This window comes from Nesterenkonia marinintestina, assembly GCF_025420485.1.
In the GTDB taxonomy this organism is placed as follows: Bacteria; Actinomycetota; Actinomycetes; order Actinomycetales; family Micrococcaceae; genus Nesterenkonia; species Nesterenkonia marinintestina.
In genome coordinates this window covers 194,464-218,813 of the sequence record NZ_JAOEFD010000001.1, presented here as the reverse complement: position 1 = coordinate 218,813, position 24,350 = coordinate 194,464, and the positions used below count along the sequence as shown (strand labels likewise).

The following is a 24,350-nucleotide window of genomic DNA, read 5'->3' as shown; positions in this document are numbered from 1 at the left end:
CGACGACCCGCCGGGCGCAGCGGTCCGTCCGACGCGGCCACCATCTGGGCCGACGGGGACGGGCGGAGAGACTCACGGGACATCATCGTCCCCTGACACCCTTCCCGGAAGGACTCCCCGTCCATGGAGATCACCCCCCTGCTCTGGGGCATCACGATCGCTCTGATCGTCGGCCTGCTGCTCTTCGACTACATCTTCCACGTCCGCAAGGCGCACATCCCCACCATCCGTGAGGCCGCGATCTGGTCGGCCGTCTATGTGGGGATCGCCCTGCTCTTCGGCCTCATGTTCTTCGTCGTCGGAGACGCTCAGTTCGCGGTGGAGTACTACGCGGGCTATCTCACCGAGAAGGCGCTGAGCGTCGACAACCTCTTCGTCTTCCTGGTCATCATGGCCTCCTTCCAGGTGCCCCGGGAGTACCAGCAGAAGGTGCTGCTGTTCGGCATCACCTTCGCCCTGATCTCCCGCACCGCCTTCATCCTCCTCGGCGCCGCCATCATCGAGGCATGGTCCGACGTCTTCTACCTCTTCGGCATCCTGCTGCTGCTGGTCGCCGGGCAGCAGCTCAAGGGCCAGATGACCGGGGACAAGGAGAAGGACGAGGCCGACAACATCATGGTCCGCGCGGCCACGAAGGTGCTGCCGGCGCACGACGAGTACGTGCAGGACAGGCTCTTCACCCGAGTGGACGGCCGGCTGCTGATCACCCCGATGCTGCTGGTCATGGTCGCCATCGGGGCGACCGACCTGCTCTTCGCCTTCGACTCGATCCCGGCGATCTTCGGGCTGACCCGTGAGCCGTACATCGTCTTCACCGCCACCGCCTTCTCGCTCATGGGACTGCGCCAGCTGTACTTCCTCATCGACGGCCTGCTCGACCGCCTGGTGTACCTGTCCTACGGCCTGGCGGCGATCCTCGGCTTCATCGGGGTGAAGCTCATCCTCCACGCGCTGCACGAGAACAACCTGCCGTTCGTCAACGACGGGGAGAACGTGCCCGTGGCGGAGGTGCCGACCAACATCTCGCTGATGGTCATCATGGTGATCCTCACCGTCACCGTTCTGCTCTCGCTGTACAGCCCGAAGGGCAAGGCGCTGCGCGCCCTGCAGAACGCCGAACGCTTCGCCCACCGCTACACGATGCTCGATGAGGACGCCGACGCCGAGGACCGTCGGAAGGCCGAGGAGCGTATGGACCGATGGACGCGGGAGGCCGAGCAGGTCGCTCCGAAGTACCGCGACGAGCTCATCGAGCACAAGGACCGCTACTCCCGGATCATCCGCACCGCCCATGAGACGCGGCTGGCCTCGGCCCAGGCCGCCGGTCGGCAGGCCCCGGTCTCGGAGGACATCGTGGAGCAGGACGGCCCCACCCTCTGAGGGCGCGCGGTCAGTCGGTGCGGCGCAGCAGCTCCCGAAGGATGCGCGCTCCGTCGTCTCCGAGGCCGTCGTGGTGGAACTGGTCGGTCTCCCAGACCGAGAGTCCGGCCACGCGCGCGGCCGTCGCCAGGGAGAGGTCGCGGTCGACGTAGACGTCCTCGGTGTAGACCGCGGCCGCGGCGGGGACCGAGTTCCGGCCCAGCCGGTCGGCGTCGTAGAGGGGCTCCCAGTCGTCGACGGCCGCCAGAGCCTCGGCCGTCTCGGCCAGCGGGGCCAGGGCCGGATCCTCAGTGATGTGCTCGCGCAGGATCATCTCACCGGTCAGTAGGGGAGAGGCGGCTCTCGGGGAGAACTCCTCGAACTCGTCCCGGACCCTCTCGGCCGCCCAGTCCGTCGCCCCTCGGCCGTCGGTGGCCTCGGCGGGCTGTCCGTAGATGGACTCGTGCATGACCGCATACATGGGGTTCGCGCGGAAGCTGAGCCGTTCGTGCACCCCGGCGAGGAACGTGTCGGAGAGCGCCCCGGAGCCCTCGGAGAACGCCTCTTCGAGCAGGAAGTGCAGGCTGTCGGCCCGGGTGTTCCCTCCCAGGGCCATCCCCAGCATCTGCAGCCGCGGCACGGTCAGGGCCGATCCGTCGGGCAGCCGTTCGGGACGACCGGAGGCCGTGCGATCACGGACATGGGCGACGACGTCGTCGAGTCGCCGTCGGTCGGCGGGGAACCGGGCGAAGTGCTCGGCGTTGCGGGCGGCCATCCTGCGGTAGGTGGCCCGGTAGACCCGATCGGCGTGACCGTCGATCGGCGGCAGGCCGCCGGTGAACAGCGCCCGGTCCACTGACTCGGGGGCCAGGGAGAGATAGGTGAGCAGGCAGAACCCGCCGTAGCTCTGGCCGAGGACCGACCACGAGGCCGCACCCATCGACCGCCGCAGCGCTTCGGCGTCGCGCACGATGGAATCGGCGCGGAACCTGCGCAGATGGGCGACCTGCTCGGCGACGTCGCCGCGGGCGGCCACCGTCCGAGCCGTCAGGGGTGCGGAGAGCCCGGTGCCCCGCTGATCGAGCATCACGATCCGGAATCGCCGAAGGGCCTCGCCCATCCAGCCGGGCAGGCGTGCGGCACGGACCCCCTTGCCGCCGGGGCCGCCCTGCAGGAAGAGCAGCAGCGGCGCCTCCGGGTCGCGGCCGACGAACTCGCGGGCGAAGACCTCGATCCGCTCGGCCTCCGGATCGTCGGCCCGACGCCAGTCCAGGGGGACGGAGATCCGATGCTCGAACATCCGCGTGCCGTCCATCAGTGCGCCGTCGGTCAGCGTCGTCCCAGTCATGCGTCCTTCAGATCTCCCACATGGTCGATGGTCACCGCCGGGGCGCCCAGCTCGTCCGAGGCCGTCAGGTCGATCCAGGCGTGCACGCCCCAGTCATGGTTGCCCGCGGAGTCGTCGAGGACCTGCACCGCACGCCAGAAGCCGGGAGCCTCCGGCGGTGCCTCGTCGATGCGGATGAGGCCGGGGCCGCGCGCCTGGGCGTCGACGTAGACGTCGTCGTAGATCTCGAAGAACGCGTCCATGGCCGCACCCCACCGTGCGGCGTCCCAGCCGGAGTCCTCCCCGTCGAGCTCCTCGAGGCGGGACTCCCTCTCATCGGCGAAGAGCTCGGCGCGCAGGAACATGGCGTTGCGCACCATGACACGGAACGCCCTCCGGTTGGACGTGACGCCCTCAGGCTCTCCGGGGTCGTCGGAGCTGAGGCCCAGGTCGGCGGCGGTCGCGTCCTCCGCGCCGGAGGACAGCCGCTCCCACTCCTCGAGCAGCGAGTTGTCGGTCTGCCGGATCATCTCGCCCAGCCACTCGACGAGGTCCTCGAGCTCCTCGGTCACCAGCTGCCGGGGTACGGTCTGCCGCAGCGCCTTGTAGGCGTCGGTGAGATACCGCAGCAGCACCCCCTCGGAGCGGGCCAGCTCGTAATGGTTGACCATGTCGACGAAGCTGAAGGCCCGCTCGACCATGTCACGCACCACGGCCTTCGGGGCCAGCTCGTGGTCGCCCACCCACGGATGGGCCTGCCGGTAGACCTCGAACTGCTGGGTCAGCAGTTCGGCCAGCGGCTGCGGGTGGGTGAGCTCGTCGACGATGCGCATCCGCTCCACGAACTCCACGCCTTCGGCCTTCAGCTCGGCGATCCGCTCGCCGTTGAGCTTCTTCACCTGCGCGCCGGTGACCTGGAACGGGGTCTCCAGGATGGACTCCACCACCGAGACGACGTCGAGGGCGAAGGACTCGGAGTCCGGGTCGAGCAGCTCCATGGCGGCGACGGCGAACGGCGCCAGCGGCTGGTTGAGGGCGAAGTCGTCCTGCAGATCCAGGGTGAGGTCCACGGTGCGGCCGTCCTCGTCGGGCTCGTCGAGCCGCTCGAGCACGCCTGCGGCCAGCAGCTCGCGCAGGATCTGCAGGGCCCGCCGCAGCAGGATGGTCTGCCGGGCGGGGGTCTCGTCGGATCCGCGCACCATCCGCCGCATCGCCGTGATGGGATCCTCTGGGCGCCGCAGCAGCTGCAGCACCATGGCATAGGTGACCTCCATCCGGGACACCATCGGTTCCGGCGCGGCGTGGACCAGCCGGTCGAAGGTCTTGTCAGACCACGAGACGAACCCCTCGGGGGGCTTCCTCCGCCCGGCCGAGCGCATGGCCTGGGAGACCTTCTTCTCATCGTCGCCGTGCTTGGCCCGGGCCTTGGCGAGGGCCTGCTCGTTCTCGATCACGTGCTCCGGGGCCTGGACGACCACGGTGCCCTCGGTGTCGAAGCCGGCCCGTCCCGCGCGCCCGGCGATCTGGTGGAACTCGCGGGCGTTGAGCTGGCGACGGCGTTCGCCGTCGAACTTGCTCAGCGCGGTGAGGACCACGGTGCGGATCGGGACGTTGATCCCCACACCGAGCGTGTCCGTCCCGCAGATGACCTTCAGCAGCCCCTCCTGGGCGAGCCGCTCCACCAGACGGCGGTACTTCGGCAGCATGCCGGCGTGGTGGACCCCGATCCCGGAGCGCAGCAGTCGGTTCAGGGTCCGTCCGTACCCCTTGGCGAAGCGGAAGCCCTCCAGACGCTCCCGGATGCGCTCCCGCTCCTCGGGTCCCACCACGCTGAGCGAGGCGAGTCCGACCGCGCGCTCGGCGGCCTCCCGCTGGGAGAAGTGCACGAGGTAGGCCGGAGCCCGACCGGCGGCGACCAGCTGCTCCAGCTTCTGCTGCAGCGGGGTGGTCGAATACTCGAACTCCAGGGGCACCGGCCGTTCCGCCGAGGAGACGGTGACGACGTCACGACCGGTGCGTGCGGCGATCCGCTGCTCGAACCGTGAGGTGTCGCCCAGGGTGGCCGACATCAGCAGGAACTGCGCCTGAGGGAGCTCCAGCAGAGGCACCTGCCAGGCCCAGCCGCGCTGCGGGTCGGCGTAGAAGTGGAACTCGTCCATGACCACCGGGCCCAGCTCGGCCTCCCGGCCGTCCCGCAGGGCCTCGTTGGCGAGGATCTCGGCGGTGCAGCAGATGATCGGCGCGTGGGCGTTCACCGAGGAGTCCCCGGTGACCATGCCGACCTGCTCAGCGCCGAAGATCTCGACCAGCGCGAAGAACTTCTCCGAGACCAGCGCTTTGATGGGGGCGGTGTAGACGCTGCGGAGCCCGCGGGACAGGGCGAAGAGGTGTGCGGCCACGCCCACCATCGACTTTCCGGATCCCGTCGGGGTGGCCATCACCACGTGGTCGCCCGCGGCCAGGTGCAGCGCGGCGTCCTCCTGCGCGGGGTAGAGCGTGATCCCTCGCCCGGACGCCCAGTCGCGGAATCCCTCGAAGAGGACCTCGTCGTCCGGTGCGCCGCCGTCGGGGGCGGTCAGCGGTGCGAGCACTGCGGAGGGCACTACCAGCCGCGCTCGCGCCACTGGGGGAGCGCATCGCGCTCGGCGCCGAGGGTGGTCGGATCGCCGTGGCCCGGGTGGACGACCGTGTCGTCGGGGAACCGGTCGAAGAGGCGGGACTCGACGTCGTCGATGAGGCTGCGGAAGTCCTCGGAGGACCAGGTCTTTCCGACCCCGCCCGGGAAGAGGGAGTCGCCGGTGAACAGGTGGGTGGGCCCGTCCTCGACGTCCAGGACGAAGGCGACCGATCCGGGGGTGTGGCCGCGGAGCCCGATGACCTCGAGTCGGATGCCGTCGTGGGTGACCACGTCGCCGTGGTCGAGCCGATGGTCGATGCCGACCCCTTCGGCGTCCTCGATCGCCTGCGCATCCGCGGCCCCGGCCCAGGTGTCGACGGATCCTCCGTCCTCGGGGCGGGCGATCGCGGAGAGCGCGCGGATGTGGTCCCAGTGCCGGTGGGTGGTCAGCACCGCCTCCAGACGGGGCCCGCAGGGGGTGTCCTGCTCGGCCTCGGCCAGCATGGAACGGATCGCCGCGGCGTCGTCGGCGGCGTCGATGAGCACCTGGACCCCCGTCTTCTTCGAGGTGAGCAGGTAGACGTTGTTGCTCATCTCAGAGACGGAGAGGCGTCTCACGGTCACCGCGGGGAGGTCGTGGATGAGTGAACCCTCGGAAGCCATGCGGTTCAGTCTATGGTCTGCCGTGTGCCGACGCTACGGGCCGGTAGTCGGCGACTGGTCGGCGACGTCGCAGAGCGGCGATCGGGCCTAGACTGGAGCGCGTGTCTTCCGAAACCGTGATCCAGTCCGTGGACGACTATTTGACGTCCTCCGCCTCGGGCGGCCGAGGCTCGGCGGAGGCCGACCGCATCGTCGTCCAGGGAGCCCGTGAGCACAACCTCAGCGGCGTCGACGTCGAGCTGCCGCGCAACGCCTTCATCGTCTTCACCGGCCTCTCCGGCTCGGGGAAGTCCTCCCTCGCCTTCGACACGATCTTCGCCGAGGGTCAGCGCCGCTACGTGGAGTCCCTCTCGGCATACGCCCGGATGTTCCTGGGCCGGGTGGACAAACCCGACGTGGACTTCATCGAGGGGCTCTCTCCCGCGGTGTCCATCGACCAGAAGTCCACCTCGCGGAACCCCCGTTCGACGGTGGGCACGGTCACCGAGATCCACGACTACCTGCGGCTGCTCTGGGCGCGCATCGGGGTGCCGCACTGTCCGCAGTGCGGAGAGAAGATCGACCGTCAGACCCCCCAGCAGATCGTCGACCAGATCCTCACCCTGCCCGAGCGCACCCGGTTCCAGGTCCTGGCGCCGGTGGTGCGCGGCCGCAAGGGCGAGTTCAAGGACCTCTTCCGCGAGCTCGCGGGCGAGGGCTTCTCCCGGGCCGTCGTCGACGGCGAGACCGTCCAGCTCAACGACCCGCCCGTGCTGGAGAAGCAGTACAAGCATCAGATCGACGTCGTGGTGGACCGACTGGTGATCCGGGAGGGCATGCGGCAGCGCCTGACCGACTCCGTGGAGACCGCGCTGCGGCTGGCCGAGGGCCGGGCGACCGTCGACCTGGTCGACCTCGCCGCCGACGGCACCGCCGAGAAGCCCGACCGAGTGCCGGAGGGTCTGACGGGTCCGAAGCTCCGCCCGTTCTCCGAGAACATGGCGTGCCCCAACGAGCACCCGCTGCCGATCGACGAGATCGAACCGCGGTCCTTCTCGTTCAACTCACCCTTCGGCGCCTGCCAGACCTGCTCGGGGATCGGCTCCCGCCTCGAGGTCGACGAGGAGCTCGTCATCCCCGACGACACGCGCACCCTGGACCAGGGCGCGATCGCCCCCTGGCATCGGGGTGCGGCCACCGCCGAGTACTGGCAGCGGCTGATCCGGGGCCTGGCCGAGGAGCTGGACTTCGACCTGCAGACCCCCTGGTACGAGCTGCCGAAGAAGGCCCGTCAGGCGCTGCTGCACGGACGCAACCACAAGGTCGTGGTCCAGTACCGCAACCGGTTCGGACGCGAGCGGAAGTACTCGACCGGGTTCGAAGGCGTCGTCGCCTATATCCACCGCAAGTACGAGGAGACGGAGTCCGACCACGCCCGGGACCACTACGAGCAGTACATGCGTCAGATCGCCTGCCCCGACTGCGCCGGGCAGCGGCTCAACCCCGCCTCGCTCTCCGTGCTGGTCCAGGACCGGTCCATCGCCGAGGTCTCGGCATGGCCCCTGGAGGACATCGTCGCGTTCTTCCGCACCATCTCCCTGTCCGCCCGCGACGCGACGATCGCCGAGCAGGTGCTCAAGGAGATCCTGGCCCGGCTGACCTTCCTGCTCGACGTCGGCCTGGGCTACCTCAACCTCGAGCGGGCCGCGGGGACGCTCTCCGGGGGAGAGGCGCAGAGGATCCGTCTGGCCACGCAGATCGGCGCCGGCCTGGTGGGGGTGCTCTACGTCCTCGACGAGCCGTCCATCGGTCTGCATCAGCGGGACAACGCCCGCCTGATCCGCACGCTGACGAGGCTGCGGGACCTGGGCAACACCCTCATCGTCGTCGAGCACGACGAGGACACCATCGCCGAGGCGGACTGGGTCGTCGACATCGGCCCCGGCGCCGGAGAGCGCGGAGGTCGGATCGTCCACTCCGGCTCGGTGGAGGCGCTGCGGGAGAATCCGACCTCGATCACCGGAGACTATCTGGCCGGGCGACGGCTCATCCCGGTGCCCCGCACCCGGCGCGAGATCGACCCGCGGCGCAGCCTGCGGGTCGTCGACGCCTATGAGAACAACCTGCGCGATGTGACCGTGGACGTCCCGCTGGGAGTGCTCGTCGGCGTCACCGGGGTCTCGGGGTCCGGCAAGTCGACGCTGATCAACGAGATCCTCTACCGGGCGCTGGCCAATCGGCTCAACAACGCTCGGCAGGTGCCCGGCAGGCACCGGCGCATCGAGGGCGTCGACCACCTCGACAAGATCATCCATGTGGACCAGAGCCCCATCGGACGCACACCGCGCTCCAATCCGGCCACCTACACCGGGGTGTTCGACCACGTGCGGAAGCTGTTCGCCGAGACGACGGAGGCGAAGACCCGCGGCTACATGCCCGGCCGCTTCTCCTTCAACGTCAAGGGAGGGCGCTGCGAGGCCTGCTCGGGGGACGGCACCCTGAAGATCGAGATGAACTTCCTGCCCGACGTCTTCGTCCCCTGCGAGGTGTGCCACGGGGCCCGGTACAACCGGGAGACCCTGGAGGTGAAGTACAAGGGGCGGAACATCGCCGAGGTCCTCGACATGCCCATCGAGGAGGCGGCCGAGTTCTTCGCCGCCTTCGCCCCGATCGCCCGACACCTCGACACCCTGGTCGACGTCGGACTCGGCTACGTCCGCCTGGGACAGTCCGGGACCACCCTGTCGGGGGGCGAGGCGCAGCGGGTGAAGCTGGCGGCCGAGCTGCAGAAGCGGTCGAAGGGACGCAGCATCTACGTCCTCGACGAGCCGACGACCGGGCTGCACTTCGAGGACATACGCAAGCTGCTGGGCGTCCTCCAGGGTCTGGTGGACAAGGGCAACACGGTGGTCACCATCGAGCACAACCTCGACGTGGTGAAGTCCTGCGACTGGCTCATCGACCTCGGCCCCGAGGGTGGGACCGGAGGAGGCCTGGTCGTGGCCGAGGGCACCCCCGAACAGGTGGCGGCCTCGCACGCCGAGACCGGCTCCCATACGGGCCGCTTCCTGGCGCCGCTGCTGTGACGCGGCGATACACTGAGACCGACCCGAACAGCCCCGCAGCAGTGAGGACACCAGCGACGTGAGCACAGAGCCTGTGAGCAGCGATCCTGTGAGCACCGATCCTAAGAGCACCGATCCCGTGAGAAGCGATCCCGTGAGCACAGAGCCGACCGAGTCCGCGGCCCGGCGCCGGACGCGGCTGCTGACCCACGGGGCGGTCCGGGGCAGCTTCTCCGCCTTCGTGCGGGCCAGCTGCCGGCCGGTGATCACCGGGATGGACAACGTCCCGTCCGACGGCGGGTTCATCGTGGCCAGCAACCACCTGTCCTTCCTCGACTCGGTGCTGATCCAGTCGCTCTTCCCGCGCCAGGTCAGCTTCTTCGCCAAGTCCGAGTACTTCACCGGAACCGGTCTGCGGGGCCACGCCATGCGCATGTTCTTCGAGTCGGTGGGCTCGGTGCCCGTGGAGCGGCAGAAGCAGTCGGCCTCGGTGGAGGCCCTCTATGAGCTCGGCCGCATCGCCTCGGACGGCTTCGGCGTGGGGATCTACCCCGAGGGCACCCGCAGCAGGGACGGGCGACTCTACCGCGGCAAGAACGGTGTGGGCTGGCTGGCGCTGGCCACAGGACTTCCGGTGGTGCCGGTCGGCCTCGTCGGGACCGAGAAGCTCCAGGCCGCCGACTCCCACTCCATCCGTCCGTCGCGGTTCGAGATGCATGTCGGTGCGCCGCTGCGCTTCGAGCACCTGGGCCCGAAGCACCCCCTCCCGGTCCGCCGCGAGGCCACCGGGCGGGTCATGGACGCCGTCGCGGCGATGTCCGGCCAGGAGCGGGCCGAGGGGTACAACGCCCCGCCGCGCTCCCACGACCGCGGGTGATGGCCGACCCCCGCAGCTATCGCCCCCGTCCCGGAGAGGTCCCGACCGGGCCGGGCGTCTACCGGTTCATCGATCCGCACGGCCGGGTGGTCTACGTGGGCAAGGCCAAGAGCCTGCGCTCGCGTCTGAACAGCTACTTCGCCGACCCGGACGGCCTCCATCCGAAGACCCACGCGATGGTGCACGCCGCGTCCTCGGTGGAGTGGACCCTGGTGGGCTCCGAGCTGGAGGCCATCCAGCTGGAGTACACGTGGATCAAGCAGCACACACCGCGGTTCAACATCATGTACCGCGACGACAAGTCGTACCCCTATCTGGCGGTCACCATGGACGAGCGGTTCCCGCGGGTGCAGGTGATGCGGGGGGACAGGCGCCCAGGCGTCCGGTACTTCGGGCCGTTCCATCCGGCGAAGGCCATCCGCGAGACCGTGGACACCATGCTGCGGGTCTTCCCAGTCCGGTCGTGCTCCGCCGGAGTGTTCCGCCGCGCCGAGGCCTCCGGACGGCCGTGTCTGCTCGGATACATCGACAAGTGCTCGGCCCCCTGCGTGGGACGCATCGGGGAGGAGGATCACCGTCGTCTCGCCGAGGAGTTCTGCGAGGTGATGGCCGGTCGTCCGGGTCCGCAGATGCGTCGCCTCGAGTCGGAGATGAAGGAGGCGGTGTCCGAGCTGCGCTATGAGGACGCCGCGCGCCGCCGCGACGACCTCGAGGCGCTGCGCCGGGTCTTCGAGCGCAACGCCGTGGTCCTCTCCGAGGAGACCGAGGCCGACGTCTTCGCGGTGGCGGACGATGAGCTTGAGGCCGCCGTGCAGGTCTTCCACGTCCGGCAGGGCCGCATCCGCGGGCAGCGCGGCTGGGTGGTCGAGAAGGTCGAGGAGATCGACGAGGCCGGTCTGGTCGAGCAGCTGCTGCTGCAGGTCTACGGAGCGATCTCCGACACCGACCGCATCCCGCGCGAGGTCCTGGTCCCGGCGCTGCCCACGGACTCCGACGACGTTGCCGCATGGCTCCGTCGACGCAGGGGCGCCGCCGTGGATCTGCGCGTCCCGCGCCGCGGGGACAAGTCCGCCCTGCTGCGGACCGTCCGGGAGAACGCCGAGCAGGCGCTGAGCCTGCACAAGGCTCGCCGGACCTCCGACATCACCACCCGCTCCCAGGCGCTGCGGGAGCTGCAGGAGGCGCTCGGGGCTCCGGAGCCGCTGCTGAGGATCGAATGCTTCGACGTGTCCCACACCTCGGGCGCCCACGTGGTGGCCTCCATGGTGGTGCTGGAGGACGGTCTGCCGGTCCGCCGCGACTATCGCCGGTTCTCCGTGCGCGGTGAGGCGACCCGGGACGACACGGCCGCGATGTACGACGTCGTCTCCCGCCGCTTCGCCCGCCACCTCAAGCAGCAGGCGGAGCTGGAGTCGGCACAGGACTCGGCGCAGGACTCTGCACAGCACTCGGCACAGGCCTCGGCGCAGGACGGCGGGGACAGCGCCGAGCCGCGGGAGGACACCGCCGCCCCCCGGGAGGGGACCCGCTTCGCCTATCCCCCCAGCCTGGTCGTCGTCGACGGCGGCCAGCCGCAGGTCGCCGCCGCACACCGGGCCCTGGACGATCTGGGCGTCACCGATGTCCCCGTGATCGGCCTGGCCAAACGGCTCGAGGAGGTCTGGCTCCCCGACGACGACTTCCCCCTGGTCCTGCCCCGCGGATCACAGGCCCTCTACATGCTCCAGCGGGTCAGGGACGAGGCCCACCGGTACGCGATCGCCTATCACCGGTCCAGACGGTCCAAGGAGATGACCGCCTCGGCGCTCGACGAGGTGCCGGGCCTGGGACCGGCGCGCAGGGCGGCCGTCGTCCAGCACTTCGGCTCCGTCGCGCGGCTGCGTGAGGCCGGGGCGGAGGACATCGCCGAGGTCCCGGGCGTCGGGCCGGAGACGGCTCGTCGCATCCTCGACCACCTGCGGGGGGACGGATAGGCTGGATGACTATGAGTGACGGACTGACCCCGGTGAAGCCCCCCGAGAACGAGCTGCTGATCGTGACGGGGATGTCCGGAGCCGGTCGCACCACGGCCGCCCACGCGCTCGAGGACCTCGGCTGGTACGTCGTCGAAGGGATGCCGACCGAGCTCATCCCCACGATGATGGACCTCATCGCCCGGAATCCCGGGTCGGTGGAGAAGCTGGCGGTCGTCGTCGACGTGCGCTCCCGCGGGCTGTACTCGGACATCCTGGGCGCCCTGGAACAGATCCGCACCGCCGGGATCAGCTACCGGGTGCTCTTCCTCGACGCCTCCGACGAGCTGCTGGTCCGTCGTTTCGAACAGGGCCGTCGGCCCCATCCGCTCCAGGGGTCGGGACGCATCCTGGACGGGATCACCGCGGAGCGGGAGACGCTCAGGGACGTCCGCAACGGCGCCGACATCGTGCTGGACACCACCGACCTCAACGTCCACGGCCTGGCAGGTGCCGTCACCGACCTGTTCACCGACGACGGCCCCATCACCCTGCGGCTGAACGTGATGAGCTTCGGCTTCAAGTACGGTGTGCCCTCCGACGCGAACTTCGTCGCCGACGTCCGCTTCGTCCCCAACCCCCACTGGGTGCCGGAGCTCCGTCCGCTGACCGGTCAGGACGCCGCCGTGCGGGACTACGTCCTCGTGGATGAGGGCGCCGAGGAGTTCGTCGCCCGCTACGTGGAGGCGCTTCGTCCCGTGCTGGAGGGCTACCGGGCCGAGAACAAGCACTACGCGACCATCGCCGTCGGGTGCACCGGCGGCAAGCACCGTTCGGTGGCCATCTCGGAGGAGCTCGCCCGCCGCCTGCAGCAGACGCCCAATGCGACCGTCAACGTCGTGCACCGGGATCTGGGACGAGAATGACCATCGATCCGCTCACCCCGCGGACGACGCCGACGGCCCTGCGGAGCTCCCACCGAGTCACGGCCCTCGGTGGGGGGCACGGACTCTCGGCCTCCCTGACCGCGCTGCGGGTCATCGCGGCCGAACACCTCACCGCGGTGGTCACCGTCGCCGACGACGGCGGATCCTCCGGGCGCCTGCGCGAGGACATGGACGTGCTGCCCCCGGGCGACCTCCGCATGGCGCTGGCCGCACTCTGCGACGACACCGAATGGGGCCGCACCTGGGCGGCGGTCATGCAGCACCGCTTCTCCTCCCGCGACGGCGTGTCCGGTTCGTTGGACGACCACGCGATGGGCAATCTGCTCATCGTCGCCCTGTGGGAGCTGATCGGGGACCACGTGGAGGGTCTGCGCTGGGCGGGCGCGCTGCTGGGTGCGCGCGGTCAGGTCCTGCCGATGTCGCGCCTGCCGCTGACCATGTCCGGGCTGGTCCATCCGCCCGACGACGGTGAACCGGTGCGCATCGACTCCCAGAACGAGCTGGCGCGGGCCGGTCTCCGCGGACGGCTCACCGACGTGCGCATCCACCCGCCCGAGGCCGAGGCCTGCGCGGAGGCCGTGTCGGCCATCGAGCTCAGCGACTGGGTCGTGTTCGGGCCCGGCTCCTGGTACACCTCCGTGCTGCCCCACCTGCTGCTGGCCGACATGCGTGACGCGCTGCTGGGCACCGAGGCCCGACGAGTGGTGGTGATGAACCTGGAGGCGGGCGCCGACGGCGAGACGGAGGGGCTGTCTCCGGCCGACCACCTCGAGGTGCTCGCCGGCTACGCACCGGGTCTGCGCATCGACCGGTTCATCGCCGACGAGGGATCGCTGCGCGAGGCGGACCGACCGGCCTTCGAGGAGGCCGCGCGGGCGCTCGGCGGCCGCGTCAGCTACCATCACATCCGCAGAGACGATCAGCCGGGGGTCCACGACCCCCTGCGTCTGGCCATCGCCTTCGGCGAGGTCTTCGACGACTGACCGGCGCCGCACGCGGCCGCGGCTCGAGGACCGACGGCACGGAGACTGACGGCACGAGAACTGACGACGACATCACGACCACCGACGACGAGACCTACGAGGACGCACATCCATGGCCCTGACCGAATCGGTCAAAGAAGAGCTCTCCCGGCAGGAGGTCACCACGACCTCCGAAAGGAAGGCCGAGGTGTCCGCGATGCTCCGGTTCGCCGGCGGCCTGCACATCATCTCCGGGCGGATCGTCATCGAGGCCGAGCTGGACCATGCGGCCACGGCGCGCCGACTGCGTGCCGCCGTCGGCGAAGTCTACGGGCACTCCTCCGAGATCATCGTGGTGACCGGCTCGGGTCTGAGGAAGGGCAGCCGGTACGTGGTCCGCGTGGTCCGCGAGGGCGAGGCGCTCGCCCGGCAGACGGGCCTGCTCGACGTCCGCGGACGTCCCGTGCGCGGGCTCCCCTCGACGGTGGTCAACGGGTCGGTGGCCGATGCGGTGGCGGCCTGGCGGGGAGCGTTCCTGGCCCACGGCTCACTCACCGAGCCCGGCCGCAGCTCGTCGCTGGAGGTCACCTGTCCCGGTCCGGAGGCGGCTCTGGCCCTGGTGGGTGCGGCGCGCCGGCTCGGACTGACCGCGAAGGCCCGCGAAGTGCGCAGCGTGGACCGTGTGGTGATCCGCGACGGCGACTCCATCGCCGCGCTGCTGACCCGCATGGGCGCCCATCAGACCCTCCTGGTGTGGGAGGAGCGGCGCATGCGCAAGGAGGTTCGGGCCACGGCGAACCGTCTGGCGAACTTCGACGACGCGAACCTCCGGCGCTCGGCCCAGGCGGCCGTGGCCGCGGGGGCCCGCGTGGAGCGTGCCCTGGAGATCCTGGGGGAGGACGTGCCGGAGCACCTGCGGCAGTCCGGCGAACTGCGACTGCGGCACAGGCAGGCCTCCCTGGACGAGCTGGGGCGGCTGGCCGACCCGCCCATGACCAAGGACGCCATCGCCGGTCGAATCCGCCGACTGCTGGCGATGGCCGACAAGAAGGCCGCTGAGCTGGACGTCCCCGGCACCGAGGCCAGCGTCACCTCGGAGATGGTCGAGGACTGACGTCGCGGGGTTCACCCCTGCCCTGACCTGCACATAGGATGAACGACGAAGGTACCCGACACGAGGAGGTCACCCATGGCTGAGCAGACCACGTACACCCTGCCCGAGCTGGACTACGACTACGGCGCTCTGGAGCCGCACATCTCCGGACGCATCATGGAGCTCCACCACTCCAAGCACCACGCCACCTACGTCAAGGGGGCCAACACGGCGCTGGAGCAGATGGCTGAGGCCCGGGAGAAGGGCGACTTCAGCACCATCCCGAAGCTCGCCAAGGACCTGGCGTTCAACCTGGGCGGCCACACCAACCACTCGATCTTCTGGAAGAACCTGTCCCCCGAGGGGCCGGAGCGTCCCGAGGGCGAGCTGGCCGCGGCCGTCGACGAGCACTTCGGCTCCTTCGAGAGCTTCCGGGACCAGTTCACCAACACCGCCCTGACGATCCAGGGTTCGGGCTGGGCGATCCTCGCCTACGAGCCGATCGGCGGGAACCTGGTCATCGAGCAGTTCTACGACCAGCAGAACGGTGTGCCGGTGGCCACCACTCCGCTGCTGATGCTCGACATGTGGGAGCACGCCTTCTACCTCGACTACCTCAACGTCAAGCCCGACTACGTGAAGGCGTTCTGGAACATCGTCAACTGGGAGGATGTGGCTCAGCGGCTGGCCGCGGCACGTGCCGGGGCGGCGAAGCTCGTCACTCCGTGACGGGGCGCCGGGAGCGCGCCGAAACGGCCCCGTCTGTGAGACGATGGGGACTCTACGAACTTCATAATCCAGTGTTCTGCAGACCAACCTGAGGACAACGACGTTGTTGGGGGTCAGCCGGGTTCGGACCGCTTCGGTCCGCGTCCCGAGCTGATCCCTGACGCGTCTCCGGGGGTGTCTGCACCTGAAGCGAACGGCGACCCCGGGAAGGGACGACATGGCGACGACCATCGCAATCAACGGCTTCGGACGCATCGGGCGCTCCGTGCTCCGGATCCTGGAGCGGCGCGACGACCTCGAGCTCGTGGCGATCAACGATCTCACCGACGTCGAGGACCTGGCCTTCCTCACCAAGTACGACTCGGTCATGGGCCGCTTCGACGGCGAGATCTCGGCCGAGGAGGGTGCCCTGGTGGTGAACGGGCGCCGCATCCGCATGACGCATGAGAAGGACCCGAGCGACCTGCCCTGGGACGAGCTCGGCGTCGACGTGGTGCTCGAGTGCACCGGCAAGTTCAACAGGGGGCCGGATGCGCAGGCCCACCTGCGGGCCGGGGCGAAGAAGGTCGTGCTGTCGGCCCCGGGCAAGGAGATCGACGCCACGCTGGTCATGGGGATCAACGAGGACGACTACGACGCCTCCACCATGGACGTGGTCTCCAACGCCTCGTGCACCACCAACTGCCTGGCACCGATGGTGAAGGTGCTCTCCGACGAGTTCGGCATCGTCGAAGGTCTGATGACCACCGTCCACGCCTACACCGGCGACCAGCGCCTGCACGATGCGCCCCACAAGGACCGCCGTCGTGCGCGGGCCGCGGCCGTCTCGATGATCCCGACCTCCACCGGCGCCGCAGCAGCCATCGGTGAGGTCATCCCCGAGGTCGCCGGGAAGCTCGACGGCTATGCGATGCGGGTGCCCGTCATCGACGGCTCCGCCACGGACCTGACCGTCACGGTCCAGACCGACGGCGTGACCGCCGAGCAGGTCAACGACGCGTTCCGCCGTGCCGCAGAGGGACCGCTGAAGGGTCTGCTGCACTACAGCGAGGACCCCATCGTCTCCCACGACATCATCGGCGACCCGCATTCGACGGTCTACGACGCCCCCCTGACCAAGGTCATCGGGCGTACGGTGAAGATCGTCGGCTGGTACGACAACGAGTTCGGCTACTCCCACCGACTGGTCGACCTCGCGGCCCACATCGGCTCCCAGCTCTGACCCGGCTGCGAACCTGTGAGGACCCCGTCCGGGCTCGGATCGGCACCGCCGATCCGCGGCCCACGGACGGGGTCCTCCCCACCTCCGGATTGGTAGTGTGGCACCTATGACAGCTCAGACACTGGACTCTCTGCTGGCCGAGGGCGTCACCGGACGTCGCGTGCTGGTCCGCTCCGACCTCAACGTCCCCCTGGACGGCGACGTCGTCACCGACGACGGACGCATCCGCGCGTCGCTGCCGGTGCTCGAGAAGCTGGCCCGGGCCGGAGCGCGGGTGCTCGTCGTCGCCCATCTGGGTCGACCGAAGGGAGCTCCGGAGCCGCGGTTCTCGCTGGCTCCGGTCGCACGCCGCATGGCCGAGCTGACCGAGGTGCCGGTGGCCTTCGCCTCTGACCTCGTCGGCGAGGACGCCCGCTCGCACAGCGACCGGATGTCCGAAGGCTCGATCCTCCTGCTGGAGAATGTGCGCTTCGACCCGCGGGAGACCTCCTCCGAGGAGGGTGACAGGCGGGCCCTGGCCGGCGAGCTGGCGGACCTCACCGCCCGCGGGGGCGCCTACGTCGACGACGCCTTCGGTGCGGTGCACCGTCGGCACGCCTCGGTGGCCGACATCACCGCCGAGCTCCCGTCGTACCAGGGGGACCTGGTCCGCGACGAGCTGCAGGTCCTGCGGCGACTCACCGAGGCGCCGCAGCGGCCGTACACGGTGGTCCTCGGCGGATCGAAGGTCTCGGACAAGCTCGCCGTCATCGAGAACCTGATGACCCGTGCCGACGCCCTGCTGGTCGGCGGCGGCATGGTGTTCACCTTCCTGAGGGCCCGCGGGTACGGGATCGGCCGCTCCCTGGTGGAGGAGGACGAGGTGGAGACCGTGCGCGGCTTCATGCAGGAGGCCCAGCGACTGGGGTGCCGCCTGATCCTTCCGACGGACATCGTCATGGCCGCCGAGTTCTCGGACGGGGCGGAGCACGAGGTGCTCCCCGTCGACGCTCTGGAGACCGGGACCCACGGCGATCAGGCGCTGGGCCTCGACATCGGCCCGGAGTCCGCGGCACGCTTCGCCAAGGAGATCGTGGACTCCAACACGGTGTTCTGGAACGGGCCCATGGGGGTCTTCGAACTCGAGCCGTTCTCCCACGGCACCGCGGCGGTGGCCCGGGCCCTGACCGAGACCGACGGCTTCACCGTGGTCGGAGGCGGAGACTCCGCGGCCGCAGTCCGCGGACTCGGGTTCGACGAGGCCGGATTCGGACACATCTCCACCGGCGGCGGAGCCAGCCTGGAGTATCTGGAGGGCAGAGCCCTTCCCGGGATCGACGCGCTGAACAGCTGACGACGGATTCGACGCGGCGTCGCCCGCCGCGGGACGGAGGACCTCAGGGATGACCGCACAGAAGGACGGACAGTTCGTCCGCCGGCCGCTGATCGCCGGCAACTGGAAGATGAACATGGACCACATGCAGGCCGTGGCCCTGGTCCAGAAGCTCGCCTGGACCCTGGACGACGCCGGACACGACTACGAGCGGGTCCAGGTCTCGGTGTTCCCCCCGTTCACCGACCTCCGCGGGGTCCAGACTCTGGTGGCCGGTGACCGGCTGAAGATCGACTACGGCGCACAGGACCTCTCGGACCAGGACTCCGGGGCCTACACCGGTGACGTCTCCGGCCGGTTCCTGCACCGCCTGGGCTGTTCGCAGGTGCTGATCGGCCACTCGGAGCGTCGGGAGGTCCACGGCGAGACCGACGAGCTGCTCAACGGCAAGCTCCGCGCCGCGCTGCGTCACGAGCTCGTGCCCGTGCTGTGCGTCGGGGAGGGCCTCGAGGTCCGTACCTCCGGGGACCACGTCGCCCACACCCTCGCCCAGCTCGACGGGGCCCTGGAGGGGCTGACGGCGGAGGAGCTCGAGCACCTGGTCGTCGCCTACGAGCCCGTGTGGGCCATCGGCACCGGGGAGGTGGCCGGCCCCGAGGACGCGCAGGAGATGGCCTCGGAGATCCGGGCGCACCTGGCCGAGGAGCACTCCCAGGAGTTCGCCGACGGCGTCCGGGTCCTGTACGGGGGATCGGTGAAGTCGAAGAACGTCGCGGCGATCCTGCGGGGCGACGACGTCGACGGCGCGCTGGTCGGAGGCGCGAGCCTCGAGGCGGAGGAGTTCGCCCACATCGCCGCATTCGAGAAGCACCTGGTCACCGAGTGACTCCGCGATGCCCCGACGACGGGGTATCCTGGGAGACTGCACCTGTTCCGGACCACGGAGAAAGGCCGACGTGGACGCACTGACCCTCGCCCTTCAGATCATGCTGGCGGGCACCAGCCTGCTGCTCATCCTGCTGATCCTGCTGCACAAGGGTCGCGGGGGCGGCATGTCCGACATGTTCGGCGGCGGCGTCACCTCGTCATTGGGCTCCTCCGGCGTGGCCGAGCGGAACCTCAACAGGCTCACCATCACCCTGGGCATCGTCTGGGGGCTCATCGTCGTCGCGCTGGGCCTGCTCATCCAGGTCAACGTCGACATCTGATCACCCCGGCCGCACGGCGCGGCCGGCGTCTCAGGAGTCGGGCAGCCGCTCCGCGGCGGCCTCGTCGACGTGCCAGACGGTCTCCTCACGTCCAGCGGCGCCCACGGCCGGGACGTCCTCGACGTCGGCGCCGTCGGCGTGGGCCCGGGCCACCGCATCGGCCTTGTCCGATCCGGCGACCACCATCCAGACCCGCTCAGCGGTGCCGATCGCATCGAAGGTCAGAGTGATCCGCCCGGGCGGCGGCTTGGGGGACTCGGACTCGCCCACGCAGCAGACCTCCGTCACCGCCAGCGTCTCGCTGCCGGGGAACAGGCTCGCCACATGCCCGTCGGGCCCCACTCCGAGGAGCAGCACGTCGAACCGCGGTATCCGCAGCGCGGCCCGCTCGGAGTCGGACTCGTCCTCATCGGAGGCGGCCGCCAGGTCGGCCGAGTAGGCCTCCGCACCCTGCACGGGTGAGACGGCCAGGTCCGTGTCCGGCATCCGATGGACGTTCTCCGCCGGCAGTCCGTGGTCGGAGACGAGGGTGCGCAGCAGGGCGGCGTCGGCCTGCTCGTCGTTGCGCTCGGGCTCCCCGCCGGCCAGCAGACGCTCGTCGCCCCACCAGAAGTGGACCCGGGACCAGTCCGGGGTCTCCGCCTCTCCGGCGTCGATCAGACGCGCGACCTCCTGCAGGGTGCCGATGCCCGCGCCGCCGCCGGTCAGTACGGCGTGGGCCACGCCGCGGTCCTGCACGGCCCCGCTGAGGACCTCCAGCAGCCGCTCGGCCACTGCCGCGCACAGCGCGTCTCGGTCGCTGTGGCGCTCGATGGTGGTGGTCGTCATGAACTTCCTCCAGGTCAGACGGCTGTGGACTCTCTGTCAGGATCTCAGAACACAGGCGGTGAAGTCGACGTCGGCCAGTCCCTCGGTGAGCACCTCGCCGAACACCTCGTCGGCGTCGAGGCGACGCAGCTCCTCGGCCAGGCACTCCTCGAGGGTGCGCACCGGCAGCGGCACCGACTGGGTCGGGCCCTGGGCCGGGTGCAGGTGGGCGACGTCCCCTTCCGGCCGCGAGAGCACGACGTCGCCCTCCGTGGTGTGCAGGTGCACGGCGGTGAGCGCGGTGCCCGGCTCGTTGCAGGTCAGATCGATGGGCACCTCCAGGCGGCGATGCAGCCAGGCGGCGAGCAGCGCGGCGCTGGGGACCTCGGCGGGGGAGTCGACGGTCACCGACGTGATGGTCGCCGGGTCCACCGCGTCGAGGATGCTGGCCAGCTGGATCCGCCACCGGGTCAGCCGCGTCCAGGAGAGATCGGTGTCCCCGGCGGTGTAGGAGGCCCGCAGCGCCTCGAGCGCCTCATAGGGCTCGTCGGTCTGGGTGACGTCGGTGATCCGGCGGTGGGCCAGTCGTCCGATCGGGGTGGCGCTGACGTCAGAGGGCACCTCGTCGGCCCACCAGGCGACCACCGGTGCATCGGGGAGGAGCAGCGAGGAGATCGTGGACTCCTGATGCTCCACCAGTTCGCCGGCGCAGCGCAGGATCACAACCTCCGAGGCGCCGGCGTCGCCGCCCACACGGATCTGTGCGTCCAGCCGGGTCTCGTCGGTCGGGGCACCCACGGCCAGGAGGATGATGCGGCAGGGGTGCTCCCGGGAGGCGAGGTTCGCGGCGTCGATCGCCTCCTCGACCCGGTCGTCCGAGGCGAGGATCACCAGGGTCAGCACACGGGAGAGCGCGACGACTCCGCCGTCCTCGCGGATCGCGGCGAGCCGCTTGCCCACCTCGGCGGTGGTGGTGTGCTCGACGTCGACGATCATCGGGTCCTCCTGCCCGGCCCGCGGCCCCTCACGGCCTGCGCCAGGTGCGTCCGTCGCGGGCCATCAGGGTGTGTGCCGACTCCGGCCCCCAGCTGCCCGGGGCGTACTGCTCGGGCCGGGTGCCCAGTGCGGCCCAGTGCTCCTCGAACGGGTCCAGTATCCTCCATGACAGCTCGACCTCCTCATGACGGGGGAACAGCGGCGGCTCTCCGAGCAGCACGTCCAGGATCAGCCGCTCATAGGCCTCCGGGCTGTCCTCGGTGAAGGCGTGGCCGTAGCCGAAGTCCATGGTGACGTCGCGGACCTCCATCTGGGTGCCCGGCACCTTGGAGGCGAATCGGATGGTGGCGCCCTCGTCCGGCTGGATGCGGATGACGACCGCGTTCTGGCCGAACTCCTCACCGCCGTGGTCCTCGAACAGCAGGTGAGGGGTCCGCCGGAACACCACCGCGATCTCGGTGACCCGGCGCCCCAGCCGCTTGCCGGTGCGCAGATAGAACGGCGCTCCGGCCCAGCGACGGGTGTCGATCTCGAGCTTCAGGGCCGCGAAGGTCTCCGTGGTGGACTCGGAGTTGAAGCCCTCCTCGTCGAGGAAACCGGTGACCTTCTCCCCGCCCTGCCAGCCGGAGGCGTACTGTCCGCGGGCGGAGGCGGCCTCGAGGTCCTCGGGCAGGGTCACGGCCTTGAGGACCTTGGCCTTCTCGGCCCTCAGGTCCTCGGCGTCGAAGGATATCGGCTCCTCCATCGCCGTCAGGGCCAGCAGCTGCAGCAGGTGGTTCTGCAGCACGTCCCGTGCGGCGCCGACGCCGTCGTAGTAGCTGGCACGTCCTCCGATGCCGATGTCCTCGGCCATCGTGATCTGCACGTGGTCCACATAGTTCGAGTTCCACAGGGGCTCGAAGAGCTGATTCGCGAAGCGCAGCGCCAGCAGATTCTGCACCGTCTCCTTGCCCAGATAGTGGTCGATGCGGAACACCGAGTCGGAGGGGAACACCGATTCGACGATCCGGTTGAGCTCACGGGCGGAGTCGAGGTCGTGGCCGAAGGGCTTCTCGATCACCACGCGGCGCCACCCGGTGTCGTCGTGGTGGGCGGCGAGGCCGTGGGAGGAGAGCCGCTCACACACCGTCTCGAAGGACTTCGGTGGGATGGAGAGGTAGAACGCGTGGTTCTCGCGCGTGCCTCGGGTCCCGGCCAGCTCGTCCAGGGTCTCGCGGAGGCGCAGGTACGCCGAGTCGTCGTCGAATCCGGCGGCGGAGACGAAGCGCAGTCCCGCCCGGAGCTGGTCCCACACCCGCCGGTCGAAGGGAGTGCGCGCCGATGCTCGGACATGGGTGAGCATCTGCTCGGCGAACTCCTCGTCGCTCCAGTCGCGACGGCCGAAGCCCACCAGGCAGAACGACGGCGGCAGCAGCCCCCGATCGGCCAGGTCATAGATCGCCGGGAGCAGCTTCTTCCGCGCCAGGTCCCCGGTGACGCCGAACATGACCAGCACGGAGGGTCCGGCGATGCGGCTGAGCCGTCGGTCCCGGACGTCGCGCAGAGGATTGGCCGTGGTCTGCTCGGCAGGCATCGGCACCTCTCAGCCGGTGATCTCGTCGACTGCGTCGAGGATCTGGTCGATCCCGGTCCGTCGGTCGTCCAGGCGCAGGCTCAGCACCGGCATGCCGGCGGCGGCCAGCACCTCGGCGTCGCCGTCGGCCTGGGCGGTGATGAGCCGACCCAGGGTGAACGGCCGTCCCGGCACGGAGAGGTCGTCGTCTGCGGCGGTGTCCGCGGTGATCTGCAAGAAGGCTCCGACGTGCGGACCACCCTTGTGGAACTGGCCGGTGGAGTGCAGGAACCGCGGCCCCCATCCGAAGCTGACCGGCCGTCCCGTCAGTGCGGAGAGCTGGGCCCGGACGGCCTCCAGGCGCTGCTCGGCGGTGCGGTCGAGATACGCCATGACCGCCAGATAGCCGTCCTGGGGCACTGCGGCGGCCAGACCGCGCAGCGCTTCGACCACGGAGTCGGGGACCTGAGCACCTCCGCGGCCCCTCATCTCCACCGCGCCGTCGGTGACGGCCGACTCAGCCTCGGGCGCCGGAGCGTCGAGCAGGCCCCGGGCGGCGGTCTTGGCCGACTCGACGTCGGGCTGGTCGAAGGGGTTGATGCCCAGGAGGGAGCCGGCCACCGCGGTGGCGACCTCCCAGAGCAGGAACTGGGCGCCCAGGCTCCCGCCGGTGCGCACGACGTCGTCGGAGGAGATGAGGTCCTCGTCGGAATCGTCGTCGTCCGGGTCGACCAGGGCCACGACCAGCACGTCGTCGGCGGTGCGGGTGAGCTCGGGCTCGCCGTCGCCGACCAGCACGGGAAGCACGCCGGTGCCGTCCTTGCCGGTGGACTCGGCCACGAGCTGTTCGATCCAGGCGCCCAGACCGGTCAGCGGAGAACCGAGGTCGGTGAGCACCATCTTGTCGCGCGGCGGACGGGTGCCGCCGAGAGCGGCCCCCAGCTGCAGCCCGGGGTTCGCCGGGTCGTCCTCCGTGAGCACCGCCGCGGCGTCCTCCGCCTCGTCCAGCAGGGACTCGAGGTCCGCGCCGGCCAGCCCGGAGGGCACCAGGCCGAAGGCCGTCAGCGCCGAGTAGCGGCCTCCGACGGTCGGATCGGCCTCGACCACGGCGCGCACGCCCTCCGCCGTCGCCGCCTCGGCCAGCGGCGAACCGGGGTCGGTGACGACCACGGTGCGGGAGGCCGGGTCGATGCCGGCACGTTCGAAGGCCTCCGAGACGATCCGGCGCTGCGAGTCGGTCTCCGCCGTGGAGCCCGACTTGGACGAGACCACGAGCACGGTGCGGTCGAGGTCCTGATCGATCACCGAGCGGACGTGCTGCGGATCGGTGGAGTCGAGGACCGTCAGTGCGACCCGATGCACCGCACAGATCACCTCGGGCGCCAGGGAGGAGCCGCCCATCCCGGCGAGCACCACACGGTCGACGCCCTCTGCGGCGAGCTCACCGCGCAGCCGCTCGATGCGGGGGAGCAGCGCCCGGGAGTCCTCGAACAGCGAGACCCAGCCGAGCCGCTTCGAGGCCTCGTCCCGGGCGGCGGGGCCCCACAGGGCGGCGTCCTTCGCCGCCAGCCGCGAGGCGAACTCATGGTCCACCAGGCCGGGGACCTCGGTGTCGACGGCCTCGCGCGCGGCTCCGCGCAGGACCAGGGAGAGCGAACTCATGGTCGTCGGTGTCCTTTCGGT

19 protein-coding genes are annotated in these 24,350 nt (G+C 70.2%); 12 read left to right on the top strand and 7 right to left on the bottom strand.

The features are described from left to right. Window positions 1-123: 123 nt before the first annotated feature. Complete coding sequence (locus tag N7E59_RS00920; RefSeq protein WP_261623028.1) at window positions 124-1,380, top strand: TerC family protein; 1,257 nt, start codon at window positions 124-126, stop codon at window positions 1,378-1,380. Between the two features lie 10 nt (window positions 1,381-1,390). On the opposite strand, the gene N7E59_RS00915 is transcribed toward N7E59_RS00920, so the two are convergent. From N7E59_RS00915 to N7E59_RS00905, 3 genes are read right to left on the bottom strand one after another with little or no spacing between them, the layout of a single operon-like run. Beyond that, a complete protein-coding gene (locus N7E59_RS00915; RefSeq protein WP_261623027.1) occupies window positions 1,391-2,707 on the bottom strand; it encodes an alpha/beta hydrolase in 1,317 nt (438 codons plus the stop codon). Further along, window positions 2,704-5,277, bottom strand: a complete 2,574-nt coding sequence (locus N7E59_RS00910; RefSeq protein WP_261623026.1) for a DEAD/DEAH box helicase — start codon at window positions 5,275-5,277, stop codon at window positions 2,704-2,706. The genes N7E59_RS00915 and N7E59_RS00910 overlap by 4 nt, the downstream gene beginning before the upstream one ends. Before the next feature lie 11 nt (window positions 5,278-5,288). Then, window positions 5,289-5,966 carry an MBL fold metallo-hydrolase gene (locus tag N7E59_RS00905; RefSeq protein WP_261623025.1) on the bottom strand — a complete coding sequence of 226 codons (678 nt, stop codon included), beginning with the start codon at window positions 5,964-5,966 and terminating at the stop codon, window positions 5,289-5,291. 140 nt (window positions 5,967-6,106) lie between these two features. Between N7E59_RS00905 and uvrA the strand changes: the two genes are divergently transcribed. The 11 genes from uvrA to secG all read left to right on the top strand — a co-directional run bounded on the left by uvrA (window position 6,107) and on the right by secG (window position 19,312). After that, window positions 6,107-9,031 carry an excinuclease ABC subunit UvrA gene (gene uvrA / locus N7E59_RS00900; RefSeq protein WP_390904988.1) on the top strand — a complete coding sequence of 975 codons (2,925 nt, stop codon included), beginning with the start codon at window positions 6,107-6,109 and terminating at the stop codon, window positions 9,029-9,031. A 178-nt stretch (window positions 9,032-9,209) separates the two neighbouring features. Beyond that, complete coding sequence (locus N7E59_RS00895; RefSeq protein WP_261623280.1) at window positions 9,210-9,887, top strand: lysophospholipid acyltransferase family protein; 678 nt, start codon at window positions 9,210-9,212, stop codon at window positions 9,885-9,887. After that, on the top strand, window positions 9,887-11,860 hold the full coding sequence (uvrC, locus tag N7E59_RS00890) for an excinuclease ABC subunit UvrC (RefSeq protein ID WP_261623024.1): 1,974 nt from the start codon (window positions 9,887-9,889) through the stop codon (window positions 11,858-11,860). The genes N7E59_RS00895 and uvrC overlap by 1 nt, the downstream gene beginning before the upstream one ends. Window positions 11,861-11,871: 11 nt before the next feature. Beyond that, window positions 11,872-12,765 carry an RNase adapter RapZ gene (rapZ, locus tag N7E59_RS00885; protein ID WP_261623023.1) on the top strand — a complete coding sequence of 298 codons (894 nt, stop codon included), beginning with the start codon at window positions 11,872-11,874 and terminating at the stop codon, window positions 12,763-12,765. Beyond that, entirely contained in the window at window positions 12,762-13,769 is a 1,008-nt protein-coding gene (locus tag N7E59_RS00880; RefSeq protein ID WP_261623022.1) for a gluconeogenesis factor YvcK family protein, read from the top strand. The genes rapZ and N7E59_RS00880 overlap by 4 nt, the downstream gene beginning before the upstream one ends. Window positions 13,770-13,881: 112 nt before the next feature. Then, window positions 13,882-14,862 carry a DNA-binding protein WhiA gene (whiA, locus tag N7E59_RS00875; RefSeq protein WP_261623021.1) on the top strand — a complete coding sequence of 327 codons (981 nt, stop codon included), beginning with the start codon at window positions 13,882-13,884 and terminating at the stop codon, window positions 14,860-14,862. A 75-nt stretch (window positions 14,863-14,937) separates the two neighbouring features. Continuing rightward, the gene (locus N7E59_RS00870) at window positions 14,938-15,570 is read left to right on the top strand and encodes a superoxide dismutase (protein ID WP_261623020.1); all 633 of its coding nucleotides are present in this window, start codon (window positions 14,938-14,940) and stop codon (window positions 15,568-15,570) included. Between the two features lie 217 nt (window positions 15,571-15,787). Continuing rightward, the gene (gap, locus tag N7E59_RS00865; protein WP_261623019.1) at window positions 15,788-16,792 is read left to right on the top strand and encodes a type I glyceraldehyde-3-phosphate dehydrogenase; all 1,005 of its coding nucleotides are present in this window, start codon (window positions 15,788-15,790) and stop codon (window positions 16,790-16,792) included. Window positions 16,793-16,898: 106 nt separating this feature from the next. Continuing rightward, window positions 16,899-18,125, top strand: coding sequence for a phosphoglycerate kinase (locus tag N7E59_RS00860; RefSeq protein WP_261623018.1), 1,227 nt, complete (start codon window positions 16,899-16,901; stop codon window positions 18,123-18,125). Window positions 18,126-18,174: 49 nt separating this feature from the next. Next, window positions 18,175-18,990, top strand: a complete 816-nt coding sequence (tpiA, locus tag N7E59_RS00855; RefSeq protein WP_261623017.1) for a triose-phosphate isomerase — start codon at window positions 18,175-18,177, stop codon at window positions 18,988-18,990. A 70-nt stretch (window positions 18,991-19,060) separates the two neighbouring features. Next, entirely contained in the window at window positions 19,061-19,312 is a 252-nt protein-coding gene (secG, locus tag N7E59_RS00850; protein WP_261623016.1) for a preprotein translocase subunit SecG, read from the top strand. A 30-nt stretch (window positions 19,313-19,342) separates the two neighbouring features. Here secG and pgl read toward each other — a convergent pair whose 3' ends face one another. Genes pgl through N7E59_RS00830 form a run of 4 tightly spaced genes read right to left on the bottom strand, consistent with a single transcriptional unit; the run spans window position 19,343 to window position 24,329 of the window. Then, window positions 19,343-20,140 (bottom strand): 6-phosphogluconolactonase, encoded by a 798-nt coding sequence (pgl, locus tag N7E59_RS00845; protein ID WP_261623015.1) that lies wholly within the window; start codon window positions 20,138-20,140, stop codon window positions 19,343-19,345. Window positions 20,141-20,176: 36 nt separating this feature from the next. Continuing rightward, window positions 20,177-21,115, bottom strand: coding sequence for a glucose-6-phosphate dehydrogenase assembly protein OpcA (locus N7E59_RS00840; protein WP_261623014.1), 939 nt, complete (start codon window positions 21,113-21,115; stop codon window positions 20,177-20,179). Between the two features lie 28 nt (window positions 21,116-21,143). Next, on the bottom strand, window positions 21,144-22,688 hold the full coding sequence (gene zwf, locus N7E59_RS00835; RefSeq protein ID WP_261623013.1) for a glucose-6-phosphate dehydrogenase: 1,545 nt from the start codon (window positions 22,686-22,688) through the stop codon (window positions 21,144-21,146). Between the two features lie 9 nt (window positions 22,689-22,697). Beyond that, window positions 22,698-24,329 carry a glucose-6-phosphate isomerase gene (locus tag N7E59_RS00830; protein WP_261623012.1) on the bottom strand — a complete coding sequence of 544 codons (1,632 nt, stop codon included), beginning with the start codon at window positions 24,327-24,329 and terminating at the stop codon, window positions 22,698-22,700. Window positions 24,330-24,350: the final 21 nt, after the last annotated feature.